Annotated in this window: 16 protein-coding genes; 5 read left to right on the forward strand and 11 right to left on the reverse strand. The window is 72.7% G+C overall.

Annotation, left to right across the window (positions count from 1 at the left end; all coding sequences use genetic code 11):
- Nucleotides 1–293: 293 nt before the first annotated feature.
- The 4 genes from OG553_RS08445 to OG553_RS08460 form a co-directional block, all read right to left on the reverse strand.
- A complete protein-coding gene (locus OG553_RS08445; RefSeq protein WP_405978402.1) occupies nucleotides 294–2,729 on the reverse strand; it encodes a [protein-PII] uridylyltransferase in 2,436 nt (811 codons plus the stop codon).
- A gap of 10 nt (nucleotides 2,730–2,739) precedes the next feature.
- Nucleotides 2,740–3,078, reverse strand: coding sequence for a P-II family nitrogen regulator (locus OG553_RS08450; RefSeq protein WP_361610247.1), 339 nt, complete (start codon nucleotides 3,076–3,078; stop codon nucleotides 2,740–2,742).
- Nucleotides 3,075–4,418: an ammonium transporter gene (locus OG553_RS08455; RefSeq protein WP_405978403.1), complete on the reverse strand. Its 1,344-nt coding sequence runs from the start codon at nucleotides 4,416–4,418 to the stop codon at nucleotides 3,075–3,077. Before OG553_RS08455 ends, OG553_RS08450 begins: the two co-directional genes overlap by 4 nt.
- Before the next feature lie 262 nt (nucleotides 4,419–4,680).
- Nucleotides 4,681–6,174 carry a hypothetical protein gene (locus OG553_RS08460; RefSeq protein ID WP_405978404.1) on the reverse strand — a complete coding sequence of 498 codons (1,494 nt, stop codon included), beginning with the start codon at nucleotides 6,172–6,174 and terminating at the stop codon, nucleotides 4,681–4,683.
- Between the two features lie 408 nt (nucleotides 6,175–6,582).
- Here OG553_RS08460 and OG553_RS08465 point away from each other — a divergent pair, with 408 nt between their 5' ends.
- A complete protein-coding gene (locus OG553_RS08465) occupies nucleotides 6,583–7,251 on the forward strand; it encodes a bifunctional DNA primase/polymerase (protein WP_405978405.1) in 669 nt (222 codons plus the stop codon).
- A gap of 87 nt (nucleotides 7,252–7,338) precedes the next feature.
- Here the strand turns inward: OG553_RS08465 and ftsY are convergent, their stop codons facing one another.
- Nucleotides 7,339–8,559, reverse strand: a complete 1,221-nt coding sequence (ftsY, locus tag OG553_RS08470; RefSeq protein ID WP_405978406.1) for a signal recognition particle-docking protein FtsY — start codon at nucleotides 8,557–8,559, stop codon at nucleotides 7,339–7,341.
- A 143-nt stretch (nucleotides 8,560–8,702) separates the two neighbouring features.
- Here ftsY and OG553_RS08475 point away from each other — a divergent pair, with 143 nt between their 5' ends.
- Both OG553_RS08475 and OG553_RS08480 read left to right on the forward strand, forming a co-directional pair.
- Nucleotides 8,703–10,217, forward strand: a complete 1,515-nt coding sequence (locus OG553_RS08475) for a cytosine permease (RefSeq protein ID WP_405978407.1) — start codon at nucleotides 8,703–8,705, stop codon at nucleotides 10,215–10,217.
- Between the two features lie 62 nt (nucleotides 10,218–10,279).
- Nucleotides 10,280–11,266, forward strand: coding sequence for an LLM class flavin-dependent oxidoreductase (locus OG553_RS08480; protein ID WP_405978408.1), 987 nt, complete (start codon nucleotides 10,280–10,282; stop codon nucleotides 11,264–11,266).
- Between the two features lie 44 nt (nucleotides 11,267–11,310).
- On the opposite strand, the gene OG553_RS08485 is transcribed toward OG553_RS08480, so the two are convergent.
- The 4 genes from OG553_RS08485 to OG553_RS08500 all read right to left on the reverse strand — a co-directional run bounded on the left by OG553_RS08485 (nucleotide 11,311) and on the right by OG553_RS08500 (nucleotide 17,708).
- The gene (locus OG553_RS08485) at nucleotides 11,311–12,747 is read right to left on the reverse strand and encodes a sugar porter family MFS transporter (protein ID WP_405978409.1); all 1,437 of its coding nucleotides are present in this window, start codon (nucleotides 12,745–12,747) and stop codon (nucleotides 11,311–11,313) included.
- 182 nt (nucleotides 12,748–12,929) lie between these two features.
- On the reverse strand, nucleotides 12,930–16,679 hold the full coding sequence (locus OG553_RS08490; RefSeq protein ID WP_405978410.1) for an AAA family ATPase: 3,750 nt from the start codon (nucleotides 16,677–16,679) through the stop codon (nucleotides 12,930–12,932).
- Nucleotides 16,680–16,861: 182 nt separating this feature from the next.
- A complete protein-coding gene (locus OG553_RS08495; RefSeq protein WP_362457577.1) occupies nucleotides 16,862–17,077 on the reverse strand; it encodes a hypothetical protein in 216 nt (71 codons plus the stop codon).
- A gap of 349 nt (nucleotides 17,078–17,426) precedes the next feature.
- A complete protein-coding gene (locus OG553_RS08500) occupies nucleotides 17,427–17,708 on the reverse strand; it encodes an acylphosphatase (RefSeq protein WP_385771721.1) in 282 nt (93 codons plus the stop codon).
- A gap of 132 nt (nucleotides 17,709–17,840) precedes the next feature.
- Here OG553_RS08500 and OG553_RS08505 point away from each other — a divergent pair, with 132 nt between their 5' ends.
- Entirely contained in the window at nucleotides 17,841–18,701 is an 861-nt protein-coding gene (locus tag OG553_RS08505; protein ID WP_405978411.1) for a CAP domain-containing protein, read from the forward strand.
- Nucleotides 18,702–18,771: 70 nt separating this feature from the next.
- On the opposite strand, the gene OG553_RS08510 is transcribed toward OG553_RS08505, so the two are convergent.
- A complete protein-coding gene (locus tag OG553_RS08510) occupies nucleotides 18,772–19,383 on the reverse strand; it encodes a flavodoxin family protein (RefSeq protein ID WP_405978412.1) in 612 nt (203 codons plus the stop codon).
- A gap of 130 nt (nucleotides 19,384–19,513) precedes the next feature.
- On the opposite strand from OG553_RS08510, the gene OG553_RS08515 reads away from it, so the two are divergent.
- Complete coding sequence (locus tag OG553_RS08515; RefSeq protein WP_405978413.1) at nucleotides 19,514–19,918, forward strand: winged helix-turn-helix transcriptional regulator; 405 nt, start codon at nucleotides 19,514–19,516, stop codon at nucleotides 19,916–19,918.
- On the opposite strand, the gene mutM is transcribed toward OG553_RS08515, so the two are convergent.
- Nucleotides 19,891–20,760, reverse strand: a complete 870-nt coding sequence (gene mutM, locus OG553_RS08520) for a bifunctional DNA-formamidopyrimidine glycosylase/DNA-(apurinic or apyrimidinic site) lyase (RefSeq protein ID WP_405978414.1) — start codon at nucleotides 20,758–20,760, stop codon at nucleotides 19,891–19,893. The genes OG553_RS08515 and mutM overlap by 28 nt on opposite strands.
- Between the last annotated feature and the right edge of the window lie 37 nt (nucleotides 20,761–20,797).

The following is a 20,797-nucleotide window of genomic DNA, read 5'->3' on the forward strand; positions in this document are numbered from 1 at the left end:
TCCCGGGGGCGGGGCTGTGGTCCCGCTGCGCGGAGCCGGTCCCCGCCGGCGGCTGCGCCGGTCCCGCTGCGGCGGGGCGAGGTCCCCTACCCGCCCTTCGCCCGTTCCCCGGGGCTGCGCCCCGGACCCCTTGCGGGGGCTCCGCCCCCGCACCCCCGCGCCTCAAACGCCGGCGGGGCTGGAATTCGCGCAGCGAATTTCCAGCCCGCACGGCGTTTGAGCGCAACGGGGTCAGGGTCGGAGCCCCTGGGAACGGTGGAAGGGCGGGCAGGGGACCCCGGCCCCCGCAGCGGCTACGCCAAGGCCCGCTCGACCCGGGCGGCCACGGCGGCGGCCTCCGGTGGCGGGAGGGGTTTGCCGTCCGGATCGACGACGTAGACCGTGTCCACCGCGTTCGCCCCCAGGGTGGAGACGTGCGCGCTGCGGACCCGGACGCCCGCCGCTTCCAGGGCGCGCCCGATCCGGTGCAGCAGTCCCACCGCGTCGGGGGCCCGCACCTCCAGGACGGTGGCCAGGGAGGAGACCTCCGGGACCACCGTGACCCGGGGCGGCGGCGGGACCACGCCCCGCCGCCGCGGGTACGCCGCCTCGCGGGCGGCGAGCTTCGCCGGGACGTCCAGGGAGCCGTCCAGCGCCCGCACCAGGTCCGTCCGCAGCCGGGCCGCCTGCGGCAGTGCCCCGAACTCCGCCGCCACCCGCCAGCGCAGCACGAGCACCTCCCCCGACGGCTCCGCGAGCTCCAGGAAGCGCAGGTCGGCGGCCCGTACGGTCAGCCGGTGCAGCGCCAGCACCCCGGACACGGCCGGGAGCACCCCGGGCTGGTCCGGTACGGCGACGACCAGCTCCACCCCGACGGCGTCGTCCTCCTCCTCATCCCGCGCGTGCAGCGCGACCACCGGTTCGCCCGTGCGCAGCGCCTCGACCGACAGGCGTTCCTGTTCGGTGGTCGGGATCTCCGGTTCGGTGGCGGCGGGCGGGGAGCCGCGCAGCGCGGCGGCGACCCGTCCCACCAGGTCGGCGACCAGGGAGCCCCGCCAGGTGCTCCAGGCGGCCGGGCCGGTGGCCAGGGCGTCGGCCTCGGTCAGGGCGTGCAGGATCTCCAGGGTGGAGGGGGAGCCGACGGCGTCGGCGACGGCCCGCACGGTCGCCGGGTCGTCCAGGTCCCGGCGGGTCGCGGTGTCCACCAGCAGCAGGTGGTGGCGTACGAGGGTGCCCAGTACGGCGGTGTCCTCGGCGTCGAAGCCCACCCGTACGGCCATGTCCCGGGCGATGGTCTCGCCGACGACGGAGTGGTCGCCGGGCCAGCCCTTGCCGATGTCGTGCAGCAGGGCCGCCATCAGCAGCAGGTCGGGCCGGCCCACCCGGCGGGTCAGCGCCGAGGCCCGTACGGCCGTCTCGATGAGGTGCCGGTCCACCGTCCAGGTGTGGACGGGGTTGTGCTGGGGGCGGCAGCGCACCCGCTCCCAGTCGGGCAGCAGCCTGCCGATCAGGCCCTCGGCCTCCAGCGCCTCCCACACCCCGACCATCGGCTCGCCCGCGCCGAGCAGGGTCAGCAGCTGCTCCCGGGCCTCCGCCGGCCACGGCACGGGCAGCGGCCGGGCCTGTGCGGCGAGACGGCGTACGGCGTGCAGCGAGACGGGCAGGCCGGCCTGCGCGGCGGCGGCGCCGAAGCGCAGGGGCAGGACAGGGTCCCGGTCGGGCCGGGCGGCGAGCGCGAGCACCGCCTCCCCGTCGGACTCGACCACGCCCTCGGCCAGCGGTGCCCGCTCGGGGGCGGCCGTGCTCCGGGTCCCGAGGAGCCCGCGCAGCCTCGGCCGGGCGGCCCGGGCGCGCAGCACCCGCCCGACCTCCCGCCAGGTGACGTCGCCGGCGTACGCGACCACCCGCGCGGCCTCGTACACCTCGCGCAGCAGCGCGTCGGCGTCGAGCAGTCCCAGCCGGGCGGCGACCTGGGGCTGTTCCTGGAGCGAGAGCCGGTCGGTGGCCCGGCCGGTGACCAGGTGCAGGGCGTCGCGCGCGTCCAGCAGCCGCCGCCGGGCACCGTCGAGTCCCTCGCGCGGGGCGTCGGCGAGCCAGGACGCGGCGACGGCCCGCAGGACGGTGGCGTCGCGGAGCCCGCCGCGCGCCTCCTTGAGGTCGGGTTCCAGCAGGAAGCGCAGCTCCCCGGCCCGCTCGGCCCGCTCCCGGCACAGGGCGTGCAGCTGCGGGAGGCGCCTGGGGGCCTGGTTGCGCCAGTCGGCGAGCACCGAGGTGCGCAGTCCGGCGAGGAGTCCGGCGTCGCCGGAGACGAGCCGCGCGTCGAGCAGTCCGAGGTGGGCCTTGAGGTCCTCGGCTGCGGTCTTGCGGGCCTCGGCGGGGGTGCGCACCGAGTGGTCGAGGGCCAGGCCGAGGTCCCACACGGGGTACCAGAGGCGGTCGGCGAGGGCCGACAGGTCGGCGGGGCGGGCCTTGCCGTCGTGGAGGAGCAGCAGGTCGAGGTCGCTGCGCGGGGAGAGGTCGGCGCGTCCGTAGCCGCCGACGGCGACGAGGGCGGCGCCGCGTACGCCGGTCTCCCGCACGGCCCGCGCGAACTGTGCGTCCAGCCATTGGTCGGTCAGCCCGGACAGGGCGGAACGCCGGGCGGGCCCGGACCGCGACTCCTCCTGGAGGAGTCGCAGCCGGGCCTCGGCGTAGCCGCCGGGTCCGGAGCCGGCCGGGTCGTCCTTCGTGGTCTCTTCGGCGCTCGTCACCCGGGGCTCCCTACAGCGCGTCGGCGCCGCGCTCGCCGGTGCGGACCCGGACGACCGAGTCCACGGGGACGCTCCACACCTTGCCGTCGCCGATCTTCTCGGTCCGGGCGGCGCTGACGATGACGGAGATGAGCTCTTCGGCCTCCTCGTCCTCGACGAGCACCTCGATGCGGATCTTCGGTACGAGGTCCACGGTGTACTCGGCGCCGCGGTAGACCTCGGTGTGGCCGCGCTGGCGGCCGTACCCGCTGGCCTCGGAGACGGTGAGGCCCTGGACTCCGAAGGCGTGGAGGGCTTCCTTGATCTCGTCCAGCTTGTAGGGCTTGACGATGGCGGTGATCAGCTTCATGCGTCGACCTTCTTGCTCGCGGCGGCGGGTGCGGGTGCGGCGGTGGTGCGGGAGGAGATCCCGCCGCCGGCGCCGCTGAAGTCGTAGGCGGTCTCGGCGTGCTCGACCTGGTCGATGCCGGAGACCTCGACGTCCTCCGCGACCCGCATCCCGATGGTCTTGTCGAGGAGGAAGGCCATGATCGCGGATGCCACGAGGGAGTAGGCGAGGACGGAGAAGACTCCGACGGCCTGCTTGCCGAGCTGTTCGAGGCCGCCGCCGTAGAAGAGGCCCTTGGCCTCGGACTGGACGCCGCCGGTGGCGAAGAGGCCTACGAGAAGGGAGCCGGCGATGCCGCCGACGAGGTGGACGCCGACCACGTCGAGGGAGTCGTCGTAGCCGAACTTGTACTTGAGGCCGACGGCCATGGCGCACAGCACGCCGGCGATGGCGCCGACGGCGATCGCGCCGAGCGGGCTGACGGAGCCGCCGGCGGGGGTGATGGCGACGAGGCCGGCGACGGCGCCGGAGGCGGCTCCGAGGGTGGTGAAGGAGCCGTGGCGCAGCTTCTCGTAGCCGAGCCAGGCGAGCATGGCGGCGGCGGTGGCGACCTGGGTGTTCACGAACATGACGGCGCCGATGCCGTCGTCGTTGCCGAGCCAGGAGCCGGCGTTGAAGCCGAACCAGCCGAACCACAGCAGGCCCGCGCCGAGCATGACCAGGGGGAGGCTGTGCGGGCGCATCGGGTCCTTCTTGAAGCCGACGCGCTTGCCGATGACGAGGATGACGCCGAGGGCGGCGGCGCCCGCGTTGATGTGGACGGCGGTGCCGCCGGCGAAGTCGATGACGCCGAGCTCGAAGAGCCAGCCGCCAGCGCCCCACACCCAGTGGGCGACGGGGAAGTAGACGACGGTGACCCACAGGGCGGTGAAGAGCACCCAGGCGCTGAACTTGACGCGGTCGGCGAGGGCGCCGCTGATCAGGGCGGGGGTGATGACGGCGAACATCAGCTGGAAGACGGCGAAGACGTAGACGGGGATGGTGTAGCCGTCCCACAGCTCGGTGAGGCCGATGCCGCTGAGGCCGACGTAGTCGGAGTTCCAGCCGATCAGGGAGCCGGAGTCGGTGCCGAAGGCGAGGCTGAAGCCGTAGAGGACCCAGAGGATCGTGACGATCCCGAGGCTGATGAAGCTCATCATCAGCATGTTGAGGCTGCTCTTGACGCGGACCATGCCTCCGTAGAAGAAGGCGAGTCCCGGGGTCATCAGCATGACCAGGGCGGAGCAGATGAGCATGAACCCGGTGTTCGCGGCAGACAGGGTCGGGGCGTCTGCTGCGAGGGTCGTGATGGCTGATGCCATCGGCGTCTCCTCGTCGTCGGTACGTTCGCGTGCGGGCGATCGTGGGAAACCTGAGCGGCGGCGTAAGGTCTGGCCGGTTATTGGCCCTGAGATTCGCGCAGGACGGTTTCCGGCGGCGCCGCTGGGTGTTTCGCTCCGATGACGAAGAGGTCGGGCGTGTTACGCCTCCATGAACCGGTGAGGTACGGGTCCGGTCCGGGTCATGTGAGGGTCAGGCGGGGGTGGGGCGCACGTCAGGCGTGCGCCCGGGCCGCGGGGCGGCTCAGACGGCCTCGGCGGCCTCGGGCAGCCGGGAGGCGAGGAGGTCGGTCAGCCGGACCACCTCGGCGACGTCCCCGTATTCACGTGCAGCGGTGTCGACGGTCTTGCGGAGCCGGGTGTTCACCCGTTCGGACCGTACCTTTCTCGCCACGTCGAGGGCTTGGTCGACGAGGACGGTGGCCTGTTCCGGCTCGCGCTGGAGCAGGTGGACGGTGGCCATGCCGACGAGGTTCAGGGCGTACGAGCGCTGGTGCTCCTCGTCCTTGGCGAAGAGTTCCACGGCCCGCTCCATGACCGGTTCGGCGAGGGAGGCGTAGGTGGGGCTGCGGCCCGCGACGTAGGCGAGGTCTCGGTAGGAGTGCGAGTTCTCGCCGTTGAGCTCGGCCTCGGAGAAGAACCGGATCCAGTCGGGTTCGGGCTCGGAGTCGAAGCCGACGTCGGAGAAGGTGTCCTCGGCCATCCGCACGGCCCGCTTGCAGCGGCTGGGCTGGCCCATGTTGGCGTAGGCGCGGGCCTCCATCGCGTACAGCATGGCCTGGGTGCGCGGTCCGGCGCAGTCGCGGCTGCCGTACTGGGCGAGGTGGATGAGTTCCAGGGCGTCCTCGGGGCGTCCCAGGTGGATCATCTGGCGGCTCATGCCGGAGAGGATGTACGAGCCCAGCGGCTTGTCACCGGCTTCCTTCGCGGCGTGCAGCGCGAGGACGAAGTACTTCTGCGCGGTGGGGTGCAGGCCGATGTCGTAGCTCATCCAGCCGGCGAGTTCGGCGAGTTCGGCGGCGACCTTGAACAGCCGCTTCATGACGGGGGCCGGGTGGCTCTCCTGGAGCAGGTCGGTGACCTCGTGGAGCTGTCCGACGACGGCCTTGCGGCGCAGTCCGCCGCCGCACTGGGCGTCCCACTGGCGGAACATCACGGTGGTGGCTTCGAGGAGGTCGAGTTCCGGCTCGGAGAGCCGGGGCGGCCGGTGTCCGCCGAGCGCGCCCGGGGGCCCGGCCTCGGGGCGGGGTCCGAGGTCGGCGGCCGGGGAGGGGACGAGCCAGCGCTGCATGGGCTCGATGAGGGCGGGGCCGGCGGAGAGCGCGAGGGAGGTCCCGAGGAAGCCCCGGCGGGCGAGCATCAGGTCGCTGCGGGAGAACTCGCTGAGCAGTTCCACGGTCTGCGGGCCGGCCCAGGGCAGGTCGACGCCGGAGACGGAGGGGGTCTGGTGGGCGGTGCGCAGGCCGAGCTGTTCGATGGCGACGACGGAGCCGAAGCGTTCGGAGAAGAGCTCCGAGAGGATCCGCGGGACGGGTTCGCGGGGCTGTTCTCCGTCGAGCCAGCGGCGCACGCGGGAGGTGTCGGTGCTGATGTGGTGGGCGCCCATCTGGCGCGCGCGGCGGTTGACCTGGCGGGCGAGTTCGCCCTTGGACCAGCCGCTGCGGACGAACCACGAGGTCAGCTGTTCGTTCCGGACAGCGGATTCGCCGCTCGTTCCGCTTGCGCCGTTGCCGCTCACTGGAACGCCCCCATCCGCATCGCCTCTTCACACGGAACCCTGGCCGTGGCGGCCGACTCCGCCAGGGACCTTCACAGGTCCTCCACCGATTGCCTCCGGCATACCCACGGTTGGGGTCCGCCGTCCAGGTTCGTGCACCGAAAGTAATCCTACGATCACCCCGTCGGCGAGGTCGATTCCAGAAACGCCACCATTCGCCACCCCTTCGAATGAACTCGCCACCGGCCAGGCGCGATTCACTTGACACCAAGGCGAAACAGCAGTGGTTGGACGGGAGTGCGCTCGGGGCGCGCGCGGCGAGGAGTGCGCCGGGCGGCTCCGGTGGACGGCGCGCCGCACCCGGCCTCCGACAGGTCTCGCCGACGTCGTAACCACCGGCGCGTCCGACCCGTTGGAGGGGGCATGGGCATGGGCTTCACGATCGGCGGCAGCCGCGGCACCAAGGAGTTCCGTTCCGGCGTCCGGCGCCGCGGACGGACCTCGGAGTGCACGACGGTGGCGGAGTACACCGGGCTCTGGGGCTGGGACGCGGTCCCCGGCGCCCGCGCCGCGGGTCCGGGCCGCGACTGCTCTTGCGGTCATACGAACTGCGGTGCGCCGGGGGCGCACCCGCTGGACTTCGCTCCGACCGTCCCGGGGGGCGCCACTCTGGACGAGGTCTCCGAGATCTGGGGCGAGTACCCGGGCTCGGCGATCCTGCTCCCGGTCGGCCGCTCCTTCGACGTCATCGAGGTCTCCGCCGAGGCCGGCCGGCGCGCCCTGGTCCGGCTGGAGCGGATGGGCCTGCCGCTGGGGCCCGTGACGGCCACCCCGGACGGCCGGGCGCAGTTCTTCGTCGCCCCGGGCGCCGCCGCCGAGCTGCCCGAGCTGCTGTACCGGATGGGCTGGGACGACGCCGACCTCGACCTGCGCGCCCTGGGCCACGGCGCCTTCCTGACCGCCCCGCCCTGCGACCACGCGGGCCTGGGCCCGGCCGCGTGGCTGCGCGGGCCCGCGCTGGACAGTGCGGGCGGCCCCCCGCAGGCCCGGCTGCTGCTCGGCACCCTGGCCTACACCTGTCACCGCTTCCGCCGCTGACGGCCCCCGTCCACGGCAGTGCCCCCGGGTCCTGGACGGACACGGGGGCACTGGTCTGCGCAGGTGCTCCGGCGAGGCTCGGATGCCTCAGTCGCCGATGAGGGCGTCCACGAACGCCTCCGGCTCGAAGGGGGCCAGGTCGTCCGGGCCCTCGCCGAGGCCGACGAGCTTGACCGGGACGCCCAGCTCGCGCTGGACGGCGACGACGATGCCGCCCTTGGCGGTGCCGTCGAGCTTGGTGAGCACGATGCCGGTGATGTCCACGACCTCGGCGAAGACGCGCGCCTGGGTCAGGCCGTTCTGGCCGGTGGTGGCGTCCAGGACCAGCAGGATCTCGTCCAGCGGGCCGTGCTTCTCCACGACGCGCTTGACCTTGCCGAGCTCGTCCATGAGGCCGGTCTTGGTGTGGAGCCGGCCGGCGGTGTCGATGAGCACCACGTCGGCGCCCTCGGCGATGCCCTCCTTGACCGCGTCGTAGGCGATGGAGGCCGGGTCGCCGCCCTCGGGGCCGCGGACGGTACGGGCGCCGACGCGCTCGCCCCAGGTCTGGAGCTGGTCGGCGGCGGCGGCGCGGAAGGTGTCGGCGGCGCCGAGCACCACGCTGCGGCCGTCGGCGACGAGCACCCGGGCGAGCTTGCCGGTGGTGGTGGTCTTGCCGGTGCCGTTGACGCCGACGACCATCACGACGCCCGGGGTGTCAGTGCCGCTCTCGGTCTTCACGGTGCGGTCGAAGTCGGTGCCGACCAGGGTCAGCAGCTCCTCCTTCAGCAGGGTGCGCAGCTCGGCGGGGGTGCGGGTGCCGAGCACCTTGACCCGCTCGCGGAGCCGCTCCACCAGTTCCTGCGTCGGCGCGACACCGACGTCGGCGATGAGGAGGGTCTCCTCGATCTCCTCCCAGGTGTCCTCGTCGAGGTGCTCGCGCGAGAGCAGCGTGAGCAGCCCCTTGCCGAGCGAGTTCTGCGAACGGGCGAGCCGCGCGCGCAGCCGGACCAGGCGGCCGGCGGTCGGCTCGGGCACCTCGATCTCGGGCGCGGCCGGGGCCTCCGGCTCGGCGACGGGCGCCTCGGCCTCGGGGGCCGCGGTCCCGGCCTCGGGGAGCACGACCTCCTCGATGGTCCGGCGCGGCTCTTCGGCCGTCGGTGCGGAGTCCTCCCCCACCTGCGGTTCGGCGGGCGGGGCAGTGATGGTCGGCGTGCTCGGCGGCGCCGTGGGGGGCAGCTGCTTCTTCTTGCGGCTGCTGACCACGAGCCCGCTGATCGCGCCGACCGCGACCAGGGCGATGACTACAGCAAGGATGAGGATTTCCATAACCCTCCCAGTATCGGCCACGGCCGCCCCGGAGCCCGGACCTCGGCACCCGTACCGGACCCTAAGCCCCCATTTGTGCAATTCGGCGCAAATCTACGATGATGGACGACTTCCCGCCCTCGCACGCCCCACGGAGCAACCGCATGCCCGCCGAGCCCGCCACCGGCGCCATACCGGCCGAGACCGCAGCCGGAACCGCCGCCGGAACCGCAGCAGCCCAGGCCACCGGCAAGACCGCAGCCGAGACCCGCGGGCTGGAGCCCGTACCGGACGCCGAGCGCACCGGCCGGGTCCGCGAGCTGGTCCCGACCTGGGTCGCCGCGAACATCAGCGTGCTGCTGCTCACCATGGGCGCGGGCCTGGTGATCTTCAACAAGCTCAACATCTGGCAGGTGCTGGTCGTCGCGCTCGCCGCGCCCGTCGTCTCGTACGGGATCGTCGGCCTGATCTCCGTCGCCGGAAAGCGCGGCGGCGCGCCGGGCATGGCGCTCTCGCGCGCCGTGTTCGGCCAGCGCGGCAACCTCTTCCCCGGCGCCCTGATCTGGGTGGCGCGCTGGGGCTGGGAGACCATCAACGCGGTCAGCGGCGCCTACGCCGTGCTGACCGTCCTGGACCTGCTCTTCGGCGTGAAGAGCAACACCGCGCTCATCGTGGTCACCCTGCTGTTCTTCGTGGGCTGCACCTTCGTGGTCTCGGGGCTGGGCATCAACGCGCTGCGGGCCTGCTCGAAGTGGTCGACGTACCTCTTCGGCGGCTTCAGCGTGCTCGTCCTCGGCTACCTCCTCTTCACCACCGACTGGTCGGCCGTCTTCGCCAAGCCGGCCGGCTCCACGGCGATGATGGTCGCGGGCATCGGCACCATCGCGGCGGGCGGCATCAGCTGGGTGCCGTCCGGTCCGGACTTCACCCGCTACCTGCCGCGCACCGCCTCCGCCAAGGGGATGGTCGGCGCGACGATCGGCGGCGCGGGCGTGGTGGTCCTGCCGATGGTGCTGATGGGCGCGGTGATGGCCGTCGGCACGCCGGACCTGGCGAGCGCACAGGACCCCGTCTCCTTCATCGGCGAGCTGCTGCCGACCTGGATCGCGGTGCCCTACCTGCTGATCGCCCTGATCGGGATGCTGCTGATCAACTCGATGTCGATGTACTCGGCCGGGTTCACCGCGCAGACCCTGGGCATCAAGGTGCCGCGCGCCTGGGCGGTCAGCGTGAACGCCGTCATCAGCCTGGTCTTCGGCTTCCTGCTGATGGTGGTGGCGACCAGCTTCTTCGGCTCGTTCATCTCCTTCCTCACCCTGCTGGCCGTGGCCTTCTCGGCGTGGATCGGCGTGTTCGGCGTGGACATGCTGCGCCGCCCCTCCTACGACGGTGCCGCGCTGCTGGACACCACGCCGGGCAGCGCCTACTGGTACCGGGGCGGTTTCGCCTGGCAGGCCATGACGGCCTGGGGCGCGGCCCTGGTGGCGGGCCTGCTGTTCACCAAGGTGGACTGGTTCAGCGGACCGCTCGCCTCCACCTGGATCGGCGAGAACGGCCTCGGCTGGGTGACCGGCATCCTGGTCTCCGCCGCCCTGTACGCCGTACTGCCGCGCACCCAGGCCCCCGTGGCGCCGGAGTCCGGTGCGGAGCGCGTCCCGGCCGGGACCCTGTCCAACTGACGCCACGTCAGCTAACGTCCCCCCTCGCCCGACCGTCCGCATCCGGCGAAGGGGGACTTCCCATGCCCATCACCGTGGCCCGGTTCAACCTGATCGACCCCGACGGCACCCCCGCGACGCTGGCCGCCCGCTACCAGGCGGCGGTGGAGATGGCCCGCTACGCCGACGAGCACGGGATCGACACGATCCAGACCGAGGAGCACCACGGCACCGACAACAACTGGCTGCCCTCCCCCTTCGCGTTCGCCGGAGCCGTCCTGGGCGCCACCCGGCGGATCGCCGTCACCGTCTCGGCGATCATCGGCCCGCTGCACGACCCGCTGAAGGTGGCCGAGGACATCGCCGTCCTGGACCTCATCGGCGGCGGGCGGCTGGTGACCGTGGCCGGCATCGGCTACCGGCCCGAGGAGTACGAGCAGCACGGGGTGGAGTGGGGGCGCCGCGGCAGGCTCCAGGACGAGCTGCTGGAGACCCTGCTGAAGGCCTGGACCGGCGAGCCGTTCGAGTTCCGGGGCCGCACCGTGAAGGTGACCCCGGTGCCGTTCACCCAGCCGCACCCGATGCTGCTGGTGGGCGGGAGTTCGAAGGCGGCGGCGCGGCGGGCGGCCCGGCTCGGGCTGCCGTTCTTCCCGAGCGCGCACCTGCCGGAGCTGGAGGCGTACTACGCGGAGCGGCTCGCGGAGTACGGCACCGAGGGGTTCTGCATGATGCCGGCGCGGGAGACCCCGCTGCTGCACGTGGCGGAGGACCCGGACCGGGCGTGGGCGCTGTACGGGAAGCACTTCCTGCACGAGGCGGGCACGTACGCCTCCTGGCAGTCCAAGGACATCCGCTCGGCGGTGCGGTCCGGCGCCCGCACGGTCGAGGAGCTGAGGGCCGAGGGGGTCTACCGGATCCTCGACCCGGACGGGGCGGTGGCGTACGCGCGCGCAGCGGGCGAGGCGGGGAACCTCGTACTGCACCCGCTGTGCGGCGGGATGCCGCTGGACGAGGGCCGGCGCAGCCTCCAGCTGCTGTGCGAAAGGGTCCTGCCCCGGCTCAGGGACTGAGCCGGGGCAGGACCGCGGAGGAGAGGGGCGGTGGCGGGGGTTTGTTACCCCATCTCCTCCAACGCCTTGCCCTTGGTCTCCGGCACCCACTTGAGGATGAACGGGATCGAGAGCAGGGCGAAGACCGTGTAGATGACGTACGCGCCGGACAGGTTCCAGTCCGACAGGGTCGGGAAGGTGACGGTGATGACCCAGTTGGCGACCCACTGGGCCGCGGCGGCGACACCGAGGGCGGCGGCGCGGATCCGGTTGGGGAACATCTCTCCGAGCAGCACCCAGACCACCACGCCCCAGGACAGGGCGAAGAAGAGGACGAAGGCGTGCGCGGCGATCAGCGCGATCGTGCCCTGGGTGTCGGGCATGGAGATGTCGTCGCCGGTGCCGGTCTTGTACGAGAACGCCCACGCGCACAGGCCGAGGGAGACGGCCATGCCCGCCGAGCCGATCAGCGCGAGCGGCTTGCGGCCGATCCGGTCCACGAAGATCATCGCGATCACCGTGCCGATGATGTTGATGATCGACGTGGTGAAGGAGTACAGGAACGAGCTGGTCGGGTCGATGCCGACGGACTGCCACAGCGAGGAGCTGTAGTAGAAGATCACGTTGATGCCGACGAGCTGCTGGAAGACGGAGAGGCCGATGCCGATCCAGACGATGGGCATCAGGCCGAAGCGGCCGCCGAGCAGGTCCTTGAAGGTGGACTTGTGCTCGGAGCGCATGGCCGCCTCGATCTCGGCGACGCGGCCGTCCAGGTCGACCGTGCTCCCCTCGACCTCGGCCAGCACCTTGCGGGCCTCCTCGGTGCGCCCGGCGGAGATGAGGAAGCGGGGCGACTCGGGGATGACGAAGGACATCAGCCCGTAGAGCACGGCCGGGACGACCATCACGCCGAGCATCCACTGCCAGGCCTCCAGCCCGCCGACCTTCCCGCGCTGGTCGCCGTCGGCGAGGTTCAGGATGCCCCAGTTGACCAGCTGCGAGATGGCGATGCCGATGACGATGGCGGCCTGCTGGAAGGAGGCCAGCCGGCCCCGGTAGGCGGGCGGCGACACCTCGGCGATGTAGGCGGGGCCGATGACGGAGGCCATGCCGATGCCGAAGCCGCCGATGACGCGCCACACGGCGAGGTCCCAGAGCGCGAACGGGAGGGCCGAGCCGATGGCGCTCGCCGTGAAGAGCACGGCGGCGATCTGCATGCAGCGGATGCGGCCGATCCGGTCGGCGAGGCGGCCGGCGGTGGCGGCGCCGAGCGCGCAGCCGATCAGCGCGGCGGCGATCACCTGGGCGAGCGCGCCCGAACCGATGTCGAAGCGTTCGCGGATGGCGACGACGGCGCCGTTGATGACGGAGCTGTCGTAGCCGAAGAGGAATCCGCCCATCGCGGCGGCCGCGGTGATGAAGATGACGTGCCCGAGGTGGTCGGGCTGGGACGCGCGTCCGCCGCCGCCGGGCGCCGGTGCCTGCGCAGTGCTGCTGGTCAAGGTGTGCTCCGTGGGGGGTTCTGTCCGTTCTCCTAGTGGCGCACAGGTCAAGATCGGGCACCACTGGAAGGCGGGAGGCAGCACAGAGCCTATGTGTTCATTTCCTGAAGTCAATAGGCGATGTGAAGGTCTGATTAAGTTCAGAGCTTGGGCTTTGTTTTCACTTCTTGAAGTTGCAGGGGTCAGCGGAGCCGCTGGCTGATGACCTTCGAGACCCCGTCGCCCTGCATCGAGACTCCGTAGAGGGCGTCCGCGACCTCCATCGTCCGCTTCTGGTGCGTGATCACGATCAGCTGCGAGCTCTCCTGGAGCTCCTCCATGATGCGGATCAGCCGCTGGAGGTTGGTGTCGTCCAGCGCCGCCTCGACCTCGTCCATCACGTAGAACGGGCTGGGCCTCGCCTTGAAGATGGAGACCAGCAGCGCCACGGCCGTCAGCGACCGCTCCCCGCCGGACAGCAGCGACAGCCGCTTGACCTTCTTGCCCGGCGGACGGGCCTCGACGTCCACGCCGGTGGCCAGCATGTCGTCCGGGTCCGTGAGCACCAGACGTCCCTCGCCACCGGGGAACAGCCGCGAGAACACCCCCTCGAACTCCCGGGCGGTGTCCCGGTAGGCCTCGGTGAAGACCTGCTCGACCCGCTGGTCCACCTCCTTCACCACTTGAAGGAGGTCGGCACGCGTCTTCCGAAGGTCGCCCAGCTGCTCGCTGAGGAACTGGTGGCGCTCCTCCAGCGCCGCGAACTCCTCCAGGGCGAGCGGGTTGACCTTGCCCAGCTGCTGGTACGCCCGCTCGGCCGCCTTGAGCCGCTTCTCCTGCCGGGCCCGGTCGAAGGGACCCGGCCGGTTGCGCGGGTGCTCCGGGTCCTCCGGGAGCACCTCGCCCTCGGCCGGCGGGGACGGGGGGACCGGCTGGTCGGGCCCGTACTCCGCCACCAGGGCGACGGGCTCCACGCCCAGCTCCTCCAGCGCCCGCGCCTCCAGCTGCTCGATCCGCAGCCGCTTCTCGGCGCCGAGCACCTCGCCCCGGTGCACGGAGTCGGTCAGCTTGTCGAGCTCGCCCTTGAGGTCGCGGCCCCGGCCGCGGGCCTCGCCGAGCTCCTGCTCGCGCAGCCCCTTGGCGTGCTCGGCGGCCGAACGCTCCAGCTCCGCCCGGCCGACCGACACCTCCAGGTGCGCCAGCAGCTGGCGGGCCCCGTCGGCGACGGCCCGGCCCACCTCGGCCTCGTACCGGCGGCGCTGCCGGCGCCGCTCCGCACGGGTACGGGCCTCGCGCTCGGCGCGGGCGCCCCGGTCGAGCGAGTCGGCCCGGCCGGCCAGGCCCTTGACCCGCTCCTCGTGCGTACGCAGCTGGAGGCGGGCCTCCATCTCGGTCTGCCGCGCGTTCGCCCCGTCGGCGGAGAGCCGGTCCCGGGCCGAGGTGTCGGGCTCCTCCGCCAGCGGCATCTCCTCCGCGACCGCGAGCCGCTCCGCGCACTCCTCCACGTCTTCCCGCGCGCGTTCGAGCGCCTCCTGGGCGGTGGCCGCCGCCCGGGCGCTGCGCTCGGCCTCGCCCGCGGCGCCCTTCGCCTGCCCGGCGAGCCGCCCGAGCTGCTGGGCGGCCCCCGCGCGGGCCTTCTCCCCGGCCCGGCGCAGCTCCGCCAGCTCCTCGACGCGGGCCGCCGCCCCGTCGCGGTGCTGCCGGGCCGTCGCTTCCGCCCCGGCCAGCTCACGGCACTCGCCGTCCAGCCGCTCCAGTTCCGCCGCCGCCTCGTCGACGGCGGCCTGCACCTCGATGAGGCTGGGCGCGCCCGCGGAGCCGCCGTGCGCGAGGTGGGCCCCGAGTACGTCCCCGTCGGCGGTCACCGCGACCAGGTCCGGCCGCGCGGCCACGACCGCCTCGGCCTCCTCCAGGCTCCCGACCACCACGTGGTCCCGCAGCACCCACCCCACGGCCCGCAGCACCTCGTCGTCCCCCCGCACGAGCGAAGCGGCCGCCAGGTACCCCGCCCGAGCCACGGCTCCGTGGCTCACCACCGCCACCTCCAGCCCCGCCGGCGCTTGAGGCGCGGGGTCCGGGGCGGAGCCCCACCCGCGGCGGAGCCGCTGATCGGCACTGTGGGAAGGGGCGGGGTGGGGGAGATTTCCGGTTCCGGGCCCCTGGGCCTGCCCGGGCAGGCCGGCAGAGCCCTGGGCAGGCGGGCCCACAGGGGCCGGGGCCTGCCCCGGAACGGCGGGCTCGGGCGGGGCGATCAGGAACGTGGCCCGCCCCGCATCGGCATCGCGCAGGTGCCGGATGGCAAGGGCGGCCGCCCCCGCCGAGGCGACGGCCACCGCGTCCGCGGCGGAGCCCAGCGCGGCGGCCACCGCCACCTCGTACCCCGGGACCACCGACACCCGCTCCGCAGCCGGCCCCAGCACCCCGGCCAGCCGCTCCCGCACCGCGAGCAGCGCCCCGGTCCCGTCCTTGCGCCGCAGCCCCAGCGCGAGCGCCTCCCGCCGGGCCGACACCGCCGCGCGGGACCGTTCCGCCGCGCCCAGCGCCTCCCGGGCGGCGCCGAGTGCGGCCTCCGCCCCGGTCAGCCCGGCCCTGGCCGCCTCGTACTCCCCCTCCACCGAGGGGTCCTCAAGTCCGCCGACCTCCCCGGCCAGCTCCTCGTACTCCTCCCGGGCCGCCACCGCCCGCGCCTCGGCCTCGTCCCGGGCCGCCACGAGCCGCTCGATCTCCGCCTGCGCCGCGCCCGCCCGCGACCGGGCCGCCCCGAGCCGCCCGGTCAGCCGCGCCAGTTCCTCACGCCGGTCGGCGATGGCCCGCGCGGCGTCCCGCAGCCGGCGCTCCTCCTCCGCGAGGGCCCGCTCCAGCTCGGCCCGGTGCGCGGCGGTGTCCTCCAGGGCCCGCTCGGCCGCCTCCAGCGCGGCGGTCAGCTCCGCCTCCTGCTCCCGGATCCGCGCGGCCTCCCGCTCCATCTCCTCGGGGTCGCGGCCGCGCCGCTCCTCCTCCACCGGCGCGGACGCGCTCCTGACCCTGGCCTCGGCCAGCGAAGCGGTGCCGCGCACCCGCTCGGCGAGCTGCGACAGCTCGTACCAGGTCTGCTGGGCTCGCTGGAGCCGCGGCGCGAGGCGGCGTACCGATTCCTCCAGCTCGGCCTCCCGGCGCAGCGCCTCGGCGAGGTCCCGCTCGGCGGACTCCTTGCGCTCCTTGAGGGCTGCCTCGTCCGCGATCTCCGCGTCCAGCGCGCCCCGCAGCGCCACCAGGTCGTCCGCGAGCAGCCTCAGCTTCGCGTCGCGCAGGTCGGCCTGGATCACGGCGGCCCGGCGGGCCACCGCCGCCTGCCGGCCCAGGGGCTTGAGCTGGCGGCGCAGTTCGTCGGCCAGGTCCTGCACCCGCGCGAGGTTGGCCTGCATCGCGTCGAGTTTGCGCAGCGCCTTCTCCTTGCGCTTGCGGTGCTTCAGTACGCCCGCGGCCTCCTCGATGAAGGCGCGGCGGCCCGTCGGGTCGGCGTGCAGGACGGAGTCGAGCTGTCCCTGTCCGACGATGACGTGCATCTCGCGGCCGATGCCGGAGTCGGAGAGCAGCTCCTGGATGTCGAGGAGCCGGCAGGTGTCACCGTTGATCTGGTATTCGCTGCTGCCACCGCGGAACATGATCCGCGTGATGGTGACCTCGGCGTAGTCGATGGGCAGCGCGCCGTCGGAGTTGTCGATGGTGAGGGAGACCTCGGCCCGTCCCAGGGGCGGCCGTCCCGTGGTGCCCGCGAAGATGACGTCTTCCATCTTCCCGCCGCGCAGGGATTTGGCTCCCTGTTCCCCCATGACCCAGGACAGCGCGTCCACCACGTTGGACTTGCCGGATCCGTTGGGTCCGACGACGCAGGTGATCCCGGGTTCGAAGCGCAGGGTGGTGGCGGAGGCGAAGGATTTGAAGCCACGCAGGGTCAGGGACTTGAGGTGCACGCCGCCGGACTCTACCTTTCACGTTCGGTTTCACCCATGAAGGTGCAGGGCACATCAGACGTTAAGGGAATCAGCCCCCCACCTGGCTCAACGCGCAATGCGCAGGGGAATGAAAGAAGGGACGCCGAGGCGTCCCTTGCATATCATTCGGGGCTGGAGTCGAACGACGGGTGAAGCGCGAATCAGGTGAGCGCAGGCTCCGCCTGGGGTACGTCGATCTCGATGCTGTCGAGCAGCGAGTCTCCGTGCTGAGCGGCGGCCGCGGTCAGAGCGTCGTTCTCGGACTGGATCCGTCCGAGCTCGGACTCGAGGTCCTGGACGCGCTGCTGAAGCCGTCGCATCTCGGCGAGGAGTCGCGGGTCGGAACCGCCGACGTAACCGAGAAGCGCCTTTGCCATGATGGATGGTCCTCCACACTGAGTGACCGACCGAAGCGGTGTGGGTCGTGAGGGAATCGCACCCGCGGATGTCCGGCAGCGACAGTCTGTCACTGCGCTTGCTAGTGCCACCACTGCCAAACAGCTCAGGTGCGCGGGGCTTCCAGCGTCTCACCAAAAAGTTTGACGGTCAACACGATCACGCCCCGTATCGGCGGGCGGCCCGGTCCGCGCAAGGGGCGGAGAGATCAACCTCGTCTCCGAGCCTTCCACGGATCGACCGCCGCGGCAACGCGTCGGCGGCGAATGCGCAGATCCGACCGGGTGCGGACGTTCCGGGGATCTGATCAGTCCATGATCAGTCGATTGATCACCGGATCTCGAAACCGTCGTATCCGCCGCGCGGTGTGCCCCAGATCTCCGTCACCCCGTCCACCCGTCCGGGCGTGTCGGCGGAGCGGAGCCACTCCAGCAGCCGGTGGCAATTCTCACGTTGACCTTCCGCCACGACCTGCACTCGGCCGTCGTCGAGGTTGAGCGCGAAGCCGGCCATGCCTCCGATCTCCAGGGCATTGGCCCTGGTGAACCAGCGGAAGCCCACTCCCTGTACACGGCCGCGCACCCAGGCGGTCATGCGTACGTCTTCGTCCATGCATGAACGCTAACCGGGCAAACGGTCGCGGAGCCCATCGCCCCCCTTTGCACATGGACTACAGTCCCCCACCAATGACTCACCCTTTCGAGTGAGCAAACGTTGATCTTGCAAAGGGAAGGCACGGCACCCATGGGACGCCACCGACTCCACGCCGCACCTCGGCGCGGCGCCAAGCGCACCGCCGTGCGCACCGGGCTGCTCGGCGCTTCCGTGGCCGTGGCCCTCGGTACGGCGGCCGTGACGACCGGGTTCGTCCCCGTCGGCGGCTCCTTCCCGTACGTCGGCACGGGCGCCGAGGAGAAGACGGAGGCCCGGTCCGAGCCCTCCGCCACCGCCTCCCGCGGGCCCGTCGAGCAGCCGAACGGCCTGGCCAACCTGTCGGGCCGGGCTTCCGCCGCCGCCCCGCAGGGCAGCGCCTCCCCCGGCACGCCCTCGGCCTCGCCCTCCCCGTCGCCCTCGGCGTCCCCCTCCGGGTCGCCCTCGGCGCCTGCCTCTCCCTCGGCCTCCACGAAGGCACCCGAGAAGGCTCCGGAGGAGACCGCCACCCCGAAGCCCGCCGCCCCCAAGCCGCCCGCCACCCCCGTTCCCGCCGCCCCCACGGCCGGCGACGGGCACTCGGCGGAGGAGGCCGAGGTGCTCGCACTCGTGAACCAGGAGCGGGCCCAGGCCGGGTGCGTTCCCGTGCGGGCGAACCCGCCGCTCGCGGCGCTGGCCGGCGCCTTCAGCAAGGACATGGCCGTACGGGGCTTCTTCGACCACACCGACCCGGACGGGAACTCCCCCTGGCAGCGGGCCCAGAACGCGGGGGTCTCCGGCATGGGCGGCGAGAACATCGCGCGCGGCCAGGGCGACGCGAAGTCCGTGATGCAGGCCTGGATGAACAGCCCCGGCCACAAGGCGAACATCCTCAACTGCGAGTTCCGCACCCTGGGCGTCGGCGTCTACTTCGCCTCCGGCGGCCCCTGGTGGACGCAGGACTTCGGCTTCTGACCGGTCCGGCGGAGCGCAACGGGAAGGGCGGACCACCCTCGGGTGGTCCGCCCTTCTCCCATGCGTGCGGTCAGACCGCGGCCGCCGCCAGGGCAGCCCGGCCCGCGACGACCACGCGGGTGTGCTCGGCGACGCGCCGGCCCAGGTGCTCGGCGGTGGCGATGTCGGCCTTGTGGACGCCCTCCGGACCCTCGTCGGAGTTGGTCTGGGCAGCCGCGCCGGAGGAGAAGCCGAGGCGGTTGAGGTCGAACTCGGTGCCGGCGGTGGAGTTCCAGCCCGGCTTCAGACCCAGGTTGACCCAGCTCATGCCGTGCTGCGAGGCCAGCATCTGGAAGTACTGCAGGGTGTTCAGCTTGTCGCCGGCCTTGGAGGCGGAGTTGGTGAAGCCCGCCGCGACCTTGTCCTGCCAGGCGTCGCCGAACCAGCGCTTCGAGGTGGCCTCGGCGAAGACGTGGAAGGCGCCCGAGGCGGTGCCCATGTAGGTCGGCGAGCCGAAGATGATCGCGTCCGACTCGTCCAGCAGCGCCCACTCGGCGTCGGTGATCTCGTCGACCTTGATCAGGTGGACCGTCGCGCCCGTGTCGGCGGCGCCGGCCCGGACGGCCTCGGCGACGACGGCGGTGTGCCCGTAGCCCGAGTGGTAGGCAATGGAGACGACGGGGGTGGGGGTGTTCGCGGACATGGCTGTTCTCCTCGAAAGCGTGGGGCGGCGCAGTGCGACCGGGGCGCATGGCTGCGCTGAACCAAGAGAAGCACTAACTTTTGGAAAGCGCAAGCAGACAGTTAGCGCTGCCCGGGAGTACGCTTGTTCCATGGAGAACCCTGCCTGTACCGAAGCCCTCCCGGCCGACCTGCCGTTCGACGTCTTCGCGCGCGCCTGCCCCTCACGGGAAACCCTGGAACACGTCACGGGCCGCTGGGGCAGCCTCACCGTGGGCGCCCTGCGCGAGGGCCCCTGCCGGTTCAACGAGCTGCGCCGCCGTGTCGACGGCGTGAGCGAGAAGATGCTCTCCCAGACCCTGCACGCGCTGGAGCGGGACGGGATAGTGCTGCGCGAGGCGCAGCCGACCAACCCGCCCCGCGTCGACTACGAGCTGACCCCCCTGGGCCGCGAGGTCGCCGAGCGCCTGCTCGCCCTGATCCACCTGCTGGAGGGCAGCATGGACGACGTGCTCGTCTCCCGGGCGACCTACGACGCGGCGCGCGGCGGCCGCTGACAGCGCGGGCAGAAGTAGCTGGACCGGTTCATCCAGGCCAGGCGCCGCATCGGGGTGCCGCAGCGGCGGCAGGGCTCGCCCTCGCGCCCGTAGGCGTCGAGCGACCGGTCGAAGTAGCCGGACTCGCCGTTCACGTTGACGTACAGGCTGTCGAAGCTGGTCCCGCCGACGGCGAGCGCGGCGTTCATGACCTCCCGCACGTGGGCGAGGAGTTCCGCGCTCCGGGGGCGGGTGAGGGTCGCGGTGGGGCGCTCGTAGTGCAGCTTCGCGCGCCACAGCGCCTCGTCGGCGTAGATGTTGCCGACGCCGCTGATCAGAGACTGGTCCAGCAGCGCCCGCTTGACGGTGGTGCGCTTGGCGCGCAGCGCCAGGTGGTAGGCCCCTTCGTCGAAGAGGGGGTCCAGCGGGTCGCGGGCGATGTGCGCGATCACGTCGGGCAGCCCCTCGTCGCTGCCCGGGACGGTCTCGTGCAGCGAGAGCCCGCCGAAGGTGCGCTGGTCGACGAAGCGCAGCTCGGTGTCCGTGTCGTCGGCGAAGCGGAGCCGGATCCGCAGGTGCTTCTCGTCGGGGGCGTCGGCCGGCTGCACCAGCAGCTGTCCGCTCATCCCGAGGTGGCCGAGGACGGACAGGTCCCGCCCCTCCAGGGGCAGCCACAGGTACTTCCCGCGCCGCCGCGGCACCCCGATGGTCTGGCCCGCGAGGCGCGCCGCGAAGTCGGCACCGCCCGCCAGGTGCCTGCGTACGGCCCGGGGGTGGAGCACCTCCACCGCCTCGACGGTCCGCCCGGCCACCCAGCGCTCCAGCCCGCGCCGCACCACTTCGACTTCGGGCAGCTCGGGCATGGTGTTCCTCCTGGAAGGGGGCGCGGCGTCGAACAGG

The sequence above is a fragment of the Streptomyces sp. NBC_00158 genome, from assembly GCF_045160885.1.
In the GTDB taxonomy this organism is placed as follows: Bacteria; Actinomycetota; Actinomycetes; order Streptomycetales; family Streptomycetaceae; genus Streptomyces.

Bases quoted from the DNA above. Each gene is read 5' to 3' on its own strand.
- OG553_RS08510 (WP_405978412.1), bottom strand. From the start codon at position 19,383: ATGTCCGCGAACACCCCCACCCCCGTCGTCTCCATTGCCTACCACTCG.
- OG553_RS08455 (WP_405978403.1), bottom strand. From the start codon at position 4,418: ATGGCATCAGCCATCACGACCCTCGCAGCAGACGCCCCGACCCTGTCT.
- OG553_RS08505 (WP_405978411.1), top strand. From the start codon at position 17,841: ATGGGACGCCACCGACTCCACGCCGCACCTCGGCGCGGCGCCAAGCGC.
- OG553_RS08515 (WP_405978413.1), top strand. From the start codon at position 19,514: ATGGAGAACCCTGCCTGTACCGAAGCCCTCCCGGCCGACCTGCCGTTC.
- OG553_RS08475 (WP_405978407.1), top strand. From the start codon at position 8,703: ATGCCCGCCGAGCCCGCCACCGGCGCCATACCGGCCGAGACCGCAGCC.
- OG553_RS08450 (WP_361610247.1), bottom strand. From the start codon at position 3,078: ATGAAGCTGATCACCGCCATCGTCAAGCCCTACAAGCTGGACGAGATC.
- OG553_RS08480 (WP_405978408.1), top strand. From the start codon at position 10,280: ATGCCCATCACCGTGGCCCGGTTCAACCTGATCGACCCCGACGGCACC.
- mutM (WP_405978414.1), bottom strand. From the start codon at position 20,760: ATGCCCGAGCTGCCCGAAGTCGAAGTGGTGCGGCGCGGGCTGGAGCGC.
- ftsY (WP_405978406.1), bottom strand. From the start codon at position 8,559: ATGGAAATCCTCATCCTTGCTGTAGTCATCGCCCTGGTCGCGGTCGGC.
- OG553_RS08495 (WP_362457577.1), bottom strand. From the start codon at position 17,077: ATGGCAAAGGCGCTTCTCGGTTACGTCGGCGGTTCCGACCCGCGACTC.
- OG553_RS08465 (WP_405978405.1), top strand. From the start codon at position 6,583: ATGGGCTTCACGATCGGCGGCAGCCGCGGCACCAAGGAGTTCCGTTCC.
- OG553_RS08500 (WP_385771721.1), bottom strand. From the start codon at position 17,708: ATGGACGAAGACGTACGCATGACCGCCTGGGTGCGCGGCCGTGTACAG.